This window comes from Leucothrix pacifica (assembly GCF_003172875.1).
GTDB classification, from domain to species: Bacteria; Pseudomonadota; Gammaproteobacteria; order Thiotrichales; family Thiotrichaceae; genus Leucothrix; species Leucothrix pacifica.
The window spans coordinates 68,319-77,079 of sequence record NZ_QGKM01000028.1; the positions used below are offsets into that span (position 1 = coordinate 68,319).

Consider the following 8,761-nt stretch of genomic DNA (forward strand, 5'->3'; position numbering starts at 1 on the left):
CATCAGCGCCCGTTTTTGTATTTGGGAAAAGCAAAGCTCCTCCCTTATAAACTTTATTAAGCTTTAAGCAAAGGCATCCACCACTCCGGATGATCAAGATACCAATCAATCGTCTTCACGATTCCGGTCTCAAATGTCTCAGCCGGTGTATAGCCTAACTCGCGCTGACTCTTACCCGCATCAATCGCATAACGCCAGTCATGTCCGGCACGGTCTTCAACATAGGTAATCAGATCGATCGACGCTTTACCATTCGCAGGAGCGGCATCAGGGTATTTCTCGCTTAGCTCAGGACGCTCAGCAAAACGCTTATCCATCACTTCACACAGCAGTTTTACGATATCGATATTAGTCCACTCATTGTGTCCGCCGATATTGTAAACCTCGCCCAACTTGTCTTGCTTGAGGATCAAATCAATACCACGTGCATGATCTTCAACATACAACCAGTCACGGATATTTTTACCAGTTCCATAAATCGGTAGTGCCTTGCTCGCCAGAATATTGCTCAGGCATAAAGGAATCAGCTTCTCAGGGAACTGGTAAGGGCCGTAGTTGTTAGAACAGTTACTAGTCGTAACATTCATACCAAACGTATGGTGGTAAGCTCGCACAATGTGGTCAGAAGCGGCTTTACTGGCCGAATAAGGCGAGTTCGGTGCATAGCTATGCTCTTCCGTAAAGGCAGCGTCATTATCGCCTAGCGTACCGTAGACTTCGTCTGTAGATACATGGTGGAAACGGTGATTAGGATTCGCCGTCTCAGGATTCACAATCCACACATTACGCGCTGCTTTTAGCAAGTTGTGTGTACCAACGATATTGGTCTCGATAAACACATCCGGGCCAGAGATCGAGCGGTCAACGTGACTCTCTGCCGCAAAGTTTACGATGGTATCCAGCTCATGCTCAACCATCAGTGACTCAACCAGTGCCTGATCGCCGATATCACCTTTCACAAACACAAACTGCTCGTTATCTTTCAGGTGATCAAGACTGGCTTCATTACCCGCATAAGTGAGTGCATCCAGCACGACCACTTTATCTGCCGGATAGTTTTCTAACCAGTAATACACAAAGTTAGCACCGATAAAACCAGCACCACCTGTTACTAAAAGCTTACTCATAGATTAATCTCTCTGGGTTAATTCTGTCATCATTTTACGTAGGGCAACGCGCCAATGCTCACCGTTCAAACCAAGTGCTTGCCATGTTGTTGTCTTGTCCAGCACGCTATAAGCTGGTCTGCTTGCAGGTGTTGGGTAGTCTGCAGTGGTTAATGGTTTCAGATTAATTTGCTTATCTAGTAAACCTAGCGCCTCACCCTCTTCCATAATTGCCTGCGCGAAGTCATACCAACTCGCTGCGCCAGCATCTGTCCAATGATGGATGCCAGTCGCATTGACGTCCAACGCTTGCCATAAAGCTTCAGCTAAGCCATGTGCCCAGGTTGGTGTGCCAATCTGATCAGCGATGACTCCTAACTCATCACGATCCCCCATCAGCCTCAGCATGGTTTTCACAAAATTATTACCATGTGCCGAATACAGCCAAGCGGTACGAATAATAAAGGCTTGATCACCTAATATTTCTTGTATTGCGCGCTCACCCTGCAGCTTGGATTCGCCATAAAAGCCTTGTGGTTGGCAATCGGTAGTTACCGGAATTGGTGAATGAGCATCTCCTGAAAATACAAAGTCAGTCGAGACCTGTAGTAACTTAACATTATTATCAGCGGCTACCTGTGCAAGGTTCCTAGCACCTGTTTCATTGATTGCCGTTGCTTGCTCACGCTCATCTTCTGCTTTATCAACTGCGGTATAAGCGGCAGCATTGATAATAGCAACCGGCTTATGCTCCGTGACAAAGTCATTGACTGCGGATGCGTCACTAATATCTAAGTCACTTCGACTAGCGGCAATCACTTCGACCGAGTCAGGAGCAGTACGTTGGAGCTCATAGCCTAACTGGCCGGAAGCACCAGTAATTAATACCTTCTTTTTTTCACTCATGTTGCATACAACCTAGCCAAATATGGCGCTTAATACGGATTTTTAAAATTGATCGCATAATACTGAATGCTTAGCTCTAATCAACCATAGCCAGATAATAACTAGTCTTTATCTCTTCGTCGGAACTTACGCCCCTCAAATGCCGACAAAGAGCCTCGCAATATATTCAACTCACTCTTGGTCACCTGAATACGTCCATATAAACGTCGCATCCGGCGCATCAGGTATCGCGGGTTTTCAGGGTCTAAAAAGCCCGTTTCAATCATTAGGTTCTCAAGCTGCTGATAAAAGCCATCCATTGCTTCCGCACTAACAATCTCCTCATCTAAAGACTCATCGCCCAGATGAACCTGAGGAGTCTCCTTACCATCAGCTTTCTGGCGATCTAACTCAGCAACCCTACATTCATAACTTAAGATCTGAACAGCGGCTGCCACATTTAACGAGCTATAGTCAGGATTACTGGGGATATGCACCAACTGATGACATAACGCTAACTCTTCATTAGTCAGGCCGGTTCGCTCACGACCAAATACAATCGCAACCTTATCATTCGGAGAATGCTTAGCGGCATACTGACCACACTCTCTCGGTTCCAACAAACTCCAGCGCAAGGTTCGTTGAGAACGTGCACTAGTGCCTATGATATGCTGACAATCCGCAATAGCCTCAGATAGTGACGAGACGATGCTAGCGGCCTGCAATACATCTTCTGCTCCCGCTGCCATTGCCTCCGCCTGTGGGTCTGGATACTTCAGCGGATTCACCAAACACAGCTCACTCAGCCCCATCGTCTTCATGGCTCGCGCCGCTGCACCGATATTTCCGGGGTGTGATGTTTGAATTAATACAATTCGGATATTGCTTAAGCTCATTATCTGCTATCCTGCGCGCCAATCATTGTTGTTTACAAAAGTCATATACCATGCACCCTATGCTCAATACCGCTACTGCGGCTGCTTTAAAAGCAGGAAAACTCATTCACTTACAAACTCAGCGTCTTGACGAAGTTGCCTACGATAAGAAAGAAAGAAATGATTTTGTTTCTGATGTCGACCGTGCGGCAGAAGCTGAAATCGTCTCTGCACTAAAACGTGCCTACCCGGATCATGGCATTATCGGTGAAGAAGGCAGCGCTATCAATCCGGATTCTGATTTTCAGTGGATTGTAGACCCTTTAGATGGAACAACTAACTTTTTGTATGGTATTCCTCACTTTGCTGTTTCAATTGCAATGACTTACAAAGGGCGTCTTGAACATGGCGTCATCTATGATCCAACTCTGGATGAATTATTTACCGCCAGCCGTGGTGATGGTGCGCGATTGAACAATCGTCGCATCCGCGTGACATCCCGCCGCTCGATGACGGGCGCGCTACTGGGCACGGGTATCCCCTTCCGTGACAGCCATATTGATAATCTGGATACTTATTTAGATACCATGAAGGCGTTGATTCCGGGTACCGCTGGTTTACGTCGTCAGGGATCAGCTGCTCTGGACCTTGCTTATGTCGCAGCAGGTCGCTTTGATGGCTTCTGGGAATTCGATCTTAAATCATGGGATATGGCAGCAGGCATCCTGTTGATACAGGAAGCGGGCGGATTAGTTAGTGACATGCAAGGTGGCAATACACATATGCAGACAGGTAACCTGGTTGCAGGTAGCCCGAAAGTCTTCAAAGAAATGTTGCAACGTTTACGCGCGGGAGGTCGGCTGGCTGCCGTGGAAGGTGACGATAGTTCAGAGCCTGCTTCAAAAGAAGTGAAACCTAAACTCACCCTACCAAAGACCAAAAAATCTGAGGAATAACTTCATCGAAGTTTATTGTCGTAAATCGCAGATACAAAAAGGGGGAGCTGAAAAGCTCCCCCTTTTTGATCACAGAATTCTAATTACAGTGGAGTAACGTTTTCTGCTTGAGGACCTTTCTGTCCCTGAGTTACTTCCATTGTGACACGCTGGCCGTCATGAAGCGTCTTACGGCCATCACCGTTAATTGCAGAAAAATGTACGAATACATCTTTGCCGCCTTCTTGCTCGATGAAACCGAAACCTTTTTCATCGTTGAACCACTTAACAGTGCCTTGTACTTGATTTGACATATTACTTCTCTTGAAAAAAATGCCGCGTCTGCGGCTGACTAGAGTCTGAATTGAACCGCATATACTGGCATAAAGCAACTGATTTATTGAGGTTTTTTCTTATTCATAGCTCATGCACCACCTTGGTTCTTTGTCATAATTTTGCCACACTCAAGCAAAAACAACTGCACCAATCTGAACCAGAGTGACGCTAGCTTATTGAATATGTTGCAAAATACCATCTAACTCATCGAGGTTATTATATTCAATCACCAGCTTACCTTTACCCCGGCTGTTGTATTGAATCGCTACACCAGCGCCTAATTTATCCGATAAAGATTGCTCCAGTTTTTGCACTTCTATCGCTTTTTTGGGTGTATTTTTAACTTTTTCTTTACCAGCCTGGACTTCTAAAATCTGCTTAACCAGCCTTTCAGTGTCTCTGACCGACATATGGCGTCGTGCCACTTTTAGTGCAGTCTCGGTCTGTACTTTCTCCTTTAACATGAGCAAAGCACGAGCATGCCCCATGTTTAATTCGCGTGAATCCAATAAATCTTTGGTGTCTTTTTCCAGCTCAAGTAAACGCAACGTATTGGTAATCGCAGAACGTGAACGCCCTACAGACTCAGCGGTTTGCTGGTGAGTCAACCCAAACTCCAGTATCAAACGATTCATCGCTTGTGCTTCTTCCAGAGGATTTAAGTCTTCACGCTGAATATTCTCAATCAGCGACATGGCAGCTGCCGTCTGATCAGGAATTTTGCGAACTAAGGCTGCTATTTCATGCATACCAGCAATCTGAGCAGCACGCCAGCGACGCTCACCCGCGATCAGCTCATAACGACCATCATCCAAACGACGGACAATCACCGGCTGAATCAATCCTTGCGCTTTAATCGACTCGGCTAGCTCCTGCAAACTGGCAGGATCCATATTGGTACGCGGCTGATACTCACCCCGACAAATTTTCTCTACAGGTAATGTTTTAAGTTCACCATCCTGATCTGCTTTTTTATCGCTGGCACCAGAGCTCAACAACATATTCAAGCCACGATCACCCAAGCCTGTCTTTCTAACCATATTCTTGTTTTCCATCAAGCAGCCGCCTTACTAGCGGAATCTTTTCGTAAAATCTCAGCAGCTAATGCCAGATAAGCCAGCGCGCCACGTGACTTTTGGTCATACATTAATGCAGGCAGACCATGACTTGGTGCTTCTGCCAAACGTACATTTCTTGGAATCGCCGTGTTGTAGACTTTATCTTTGAATACTTCTAATAGCTCGCGTGAGACATCACGTGCCAGATTACTTCGCGGGTCGTACATGGTTCTGAGCAGACCACAAATATGCAGATCAGGATTAGCCGCGGTACGAATCGTTTCAATGGTCCTAATCAACGCAGATAAACCTTCCATTGCGTAGTATTCACACTGCATAGGGATCAAAACTGCATCTGCTGCAACCAAGGCATTCACCGTCAGCATATTTAATGACGGTGGGCAATCGATAATGACGTAATCAAAATCATTACGGACACTTCTCAACGCAGACTCCAAGCGATATTCGCGCTCCTCTAACCCCATCAACTGCACTTCTGCAATAGTCAGATCTGGCCCGCCAGAGATCGCACTCATGCGGGTGTCAGGAATCGCCTGTAAAGTATTCTGAATATTCGCGTCGCCTACTAATACATCACTTAGTGGTGTCGGCGGGTTATGTTTATCCAAACCAAGGCCGGTAGTCGCGTTACCCTGAGGGTCCATATCAATCAATAAAACACTGCGTTTTACAGCATGTAATGATGCCGCGAGATTGACACTGGTCGTGGTTTTACCCACACCACCTTTCTGATTTGCAACTGCAATCACTCTACTCATTAATTATTCCGCTTTCCCTGATATTCGACCGACTTCGCGCGATTGTCCATAATAACACAGCGATTCGGCAAGCTCATTAAAAACGCAAGGCAACAATTTCCGTGCGAACGGCTTTCTACACCACCATGACACTTGCGTCAATGCGTCACAACGCTTAACATTCTCGCTCTTTAGTTTAGCCTTAAATTTGGATATTTATTATGCGCAGCCATCATTGCGGACACGTTGACGAAACATTATTAGAACAAACAGTAACCGTCTGCGGTTGGGTCAATAGTCGCCGGGATCATGGCGGTGTGATCTTTATCGACCTACGCGATGGCGAAGGTTTGGTTCAGGTTGTGGTCAACCCTGACCATGCTGAAAACTTCGAAAAAGCCGAGCGTACCCGTAATGAACACATCCTGAAAGTAACCGGGGTGGTTAAGCCTCGCTTAGAGGGTACCGTTAACGAAAAGTTACGCAGCGGTAAAATCGAAGTTATCACCACCGATTTTGAAGTACTTAGTGCCTCTGAAACACCTCCATTCCAGTTGGATGATAATGTGGGTGAAGACGTACGCCTTAAGCACCGCTATGTCGACCTGCGTCGCCCCGAAATGCAGCAGCGCATGCGCACCCGTGCCAAAATGACTTCCATCATGCGTCATTACCTAGAAGATAATAACTTCCTGGAAATCGAAACACCGATGCTGACCAAAGCTACGCCAGAAGGCGCGCGTGATTACTTAGTACCTAGCCGTACTCATCCGGGTAACTTCTTTGCACTACCTCAGTCGCCACAGTTGTTTAAGCAATTGCTTATGATGGGTGGCATGGACCGCTATTACCAGATCGTGCGTTGTTTCCGTGATGAAGACTTACGTGCTGACCGTCAGCCTGAATTTACTCAGGTGGATGTTGAGATGTCATTCGTTGAAACCGATGATGTCATGGATATGATGGAAAACATGATCCGTAAGATGTTCAAAGAAGTGCTGGACGTTGACTTCCCTGAGAAACTACCACAAATGGATTATGCCGAAGCGATGCGTCGTTTTGGTTCTGATAAGCCGGACATGCGTAACCCGCTGGAATTAGTTGACGTTGCAGACTTAATGAAAGACGTTGAATTTAAGGTCTTTTCTGCACCAGCCAATGACCCTAAATCGCGTGTCGCAGCACTTCGTCTACCGAAGGGTGGCGAGTTAAGCCGTAAAGATATCGATGCTTACACCAAGTTTGTAAGCCGTTATGGTGCACGCGGTTTGGCCTACATTAAAGTCAATGCAATCGCAGATGGCGTAGCAGGCTTGCAGTCTCCTATTCTGAAATTCCTGCCTGATGATGTTGCGATGAGCATTATGGAGCGCGTCGGAGCAGAAGATGGCGACTTAGTATTCTTTGGTGCTGATAAAGCGAAAATCGTTAATGATGCCTTAGGCGCATTACGTGAGGAATTAGCAAAAGACCGTGGTCTGTTAGTTGGTGACTGGGCACCGTTATGGATTGTTAAGTTCCCAATGTTTGAGTGGGATGATAAAAATGAGCGTTATCAGGCGCTGCATCACCCGTTCACTGCGCCAACGTGTACTGCTGAAGAATTACTGGCTAACCCAGCTGAAGCATTGTCTGATGCGTATGATATGGTGATCAACGGTTATGAAGTAGGTGGTGGTTCGATTCGTATTAACGACCCTAAAATGCAGTCAACAACCTTTGAAGTACTGGGTATTTCAGATGAAGAAGCACAAAGTAAGTTTGGCTTCTTGTTAGATGCACTGAAGTTCGGTTGCCCTCCACTGGGTGGTTTGGCATTTGGTCTGGATCGTTTGGTCATGTTGATTACGGGTACAGAAAACATTCGTGACGTGATTGCATTCCCTAAAACTCAGACCGCAGCGTGCCCATTAACAGATGCACCGGCTCAAGTGTCTCGTGCGCAACTACGTGAACTAAGCGTGCAGGTTAAATTGCCTGAGTAAATGATCACTCAGGTTTACCACTAAGAAATTAGGAGAAGCCAATGTCGACTTTAGCAATTGCCCTGATGTGCTTTGTTTTAGTTTACATTGGCTTTTTGGTGTTTGCGTCTAAGAGGCACAACAAGTCATTTGTGCTTGAGAAAATTAACACCGTCAATTTCGGCAGCCCTCGGCAAGGCGCTAAGATCAGTACTGTTGTCTTGAGTAATGATGAAGGTGTAAAAGAAGCAGGCTTGTTTGTTGCAGGTTTTGATTATGTGCGAAAACATGCCGTCGACAACACAGAGACATTTCCCCTAACAATCTCAGATGTTAATGGTGCTATTGCCATACTTAAGCAAGGCGGTCCCTTCACACTCAATCTAGGCACTAAAAATCAATTCAGTTTGAAAGTAACTCCATCCTCACAACTTGCAATACTCACCATTAGAAACAATGCAATTCTAAAGAACACATTTCGAATTGAGTATGATGACGCGAAGCTCAAAGAGTTATTAGCCGCGTTTGAGAACTTGATCACGACTGATAAAGTCGATTTGAAATTAAATATTGCGCTTTGACATCGCTCTGAAGCTAACAAAACCCGCCGAGAAACTAGCTAAACCTAATCCGTTATCAACAATAACCCAACTGCTGATCAATCAGACTTACGCGCTACCCATTGTGTATGCTCACGCGAGAAAGCATGCTCAGTATCCAATACAAAATCGGATAACTCCGCCTCTGATCTAATATGCTGCGACCCTGCTTTTATCAACATAATTTCATGAGCTGCCAGCGCATAAGATGAATTTAATTCATTATCCTAAAATACTCAGTTAAA

9 protein-coding genes and 1 pseudogene are annotated in these 8,761 nt (G+C 45.8%); 3 read left to right on the forward strand and 7 right to left on the reverse strand.

From position 1 onward, the window contains the following. Window positions 1-56 precede the first annotated feature (56 nt). The 3 genes from rfbB to trmJ all read right to left on the reverse strand — a co-directional run bounded on the left by rfbB (window position 57) and on the right by trmJ (window position 2,887). Window positions 57-1,127 carry a dTDP-glucose 4,6-dehydratase gene (gene rfbB, locus DKW60_RS11300; RefSeq protein WP_109837764.1) on the reverse strand — a complete coding sequence of 357 codons (1,071 nt, stop codon included), beginning with the start codon at window positions 1,125-1,127 and terminating at the stop codon, window positions 57-59. Between the two features lie 3 nt (window positions 1,128-1,130). Continuing rightward, entirely contained in the window at window positions 1,131-2,012 is an 882-nt protein-coding gene (gene rfbD, locus DKW60_RS11305) for a dTDP-4-dehydrorhamnose reductase (protein ID WP_109837765.1), read from the reverse strand. 101 nt (window positions 2,013-2,113) lie between these two features. Next, window positions 2,114-2,887 (reverse strand): tRNA (cytosine(32)/uridine(32)-2'-O)-methyltransferase TrmJ, encoded by a 774-nt coding sequence (gene trmJ, locus DKW60_RS11310; protein WP_109837766.1) that lies wholly within the window; start codon window positions 2,885-2,887, stop codon window positions 2,114-2,116. A 50-nt stretch (window positions 2,888-2,937) separates the two neighbouring features. Here trmJ and DKW60_RS11315 point away from each other — a divergent pair, with 50 nt between their 5' ends. Further along, window positions 2,938-3,822, forward strand: coding sequence for an inositol monophosphatase family protein (locus DKW60_RS11315; RefSeq protein WP_109837767.1), 885 nt, complete (start codon window positions 2,938-2,940; stop codon window positions 3,820-3,822). Window positions 3,823-3,905: 83 nt separating this feature from the next. Here the strand turns inward: DKW60_RS11315 and DKW60_RS11320 are convergent, their stop codons facing one another. The 3 genes from DKW60_RS11320 to DKW60_RS11330 all read right to left on the reverse strand — a co-directional run bounded on the left by DKW60_RS11320 (window position 3,906) and on the right by DKW60_RS11330 (window position 5,974). Continuing rightward, on the reverse strand, window positions 3,906-4,115 hold the full coding sequence (locus tag DKW60_RS11320; RefSeq protein ID WP_026744501.1) for a cold-shock protein: 210 nt from the start codon (window positions 4,113-4,115) through the stop codon (window positions 3,906-3,908). Between the two features lie 195 nt (window positions 4,116-4,310). Beyond that, window positions 4,311-5,192 carry a ParB/RepB/Spo0J family partition protein gene (locus tag DKW60_RS11325; RefSeq protein WP_245929689.1) on the reverse strand — a complete coding sequence of 294 codons (882 nt, stop codon included), beginning with the start codon at window positions 5,190-5,192 and terminating at the stop codon, window positions 4,311-4,313. After that, a complete protein-coding gene (locus DKW60_RS11330; protein ID WP_109837768.1) occupies window positions 5,192-5,974 on the reverse strand; it encodes a ParA family protein in 783 nt (260 codons plus the stop codon). The genes DKW60_RS11325 and DKW60_RS11330 overlap by 1 nt, the downstream gene beginning before the upstream one ends. Before the next feature lie 200 nt (window positions 5,975-6,174). Between DKW60_RS11330 and aspS the strand changes: the two genes are divergently transcribed. Both aspS and DKW60_RS11340 read left to right on the forward strand, forming a co-directional pair. Continuing rightward, window positions 6,175-7,938: an aspartate--tRNA ligase gene (aspS, locus tag DKW60_RS11335; protein ID WP_181389668.1), complete on the forward strand. Its 1,764-nt coding sequence runs from the start codon at window positions 6,175-6,177 to the stop codon at window positions 7,936-7,938. 41 nt (window positions 7,939-7,979) lie between these two features. Beyond that, window positions 7,980-8,498: a hypothetical protein gene (locus DKW60_RS11340; protein WP_109837770.1), complete on the forward strand. Its 519-nt coding sequence runs from the start codon at window positions 7,980-7,982 to the stop codon at window positions 8,496-8,498. 77 nt (window positions 8,499-8,575) lie between these two features. Here DKW60_RS11340 and DKW60_RS24670 read toward each other — a convergent pair. Next, window positions 8,576-8,725, reverse strand: a pseudogene (locus DKW60_RS24670) (hypothetical protein); the annotation flags it as partial. Window positions 8,726-8,761 lie beyond the last annotated feature (36 nt).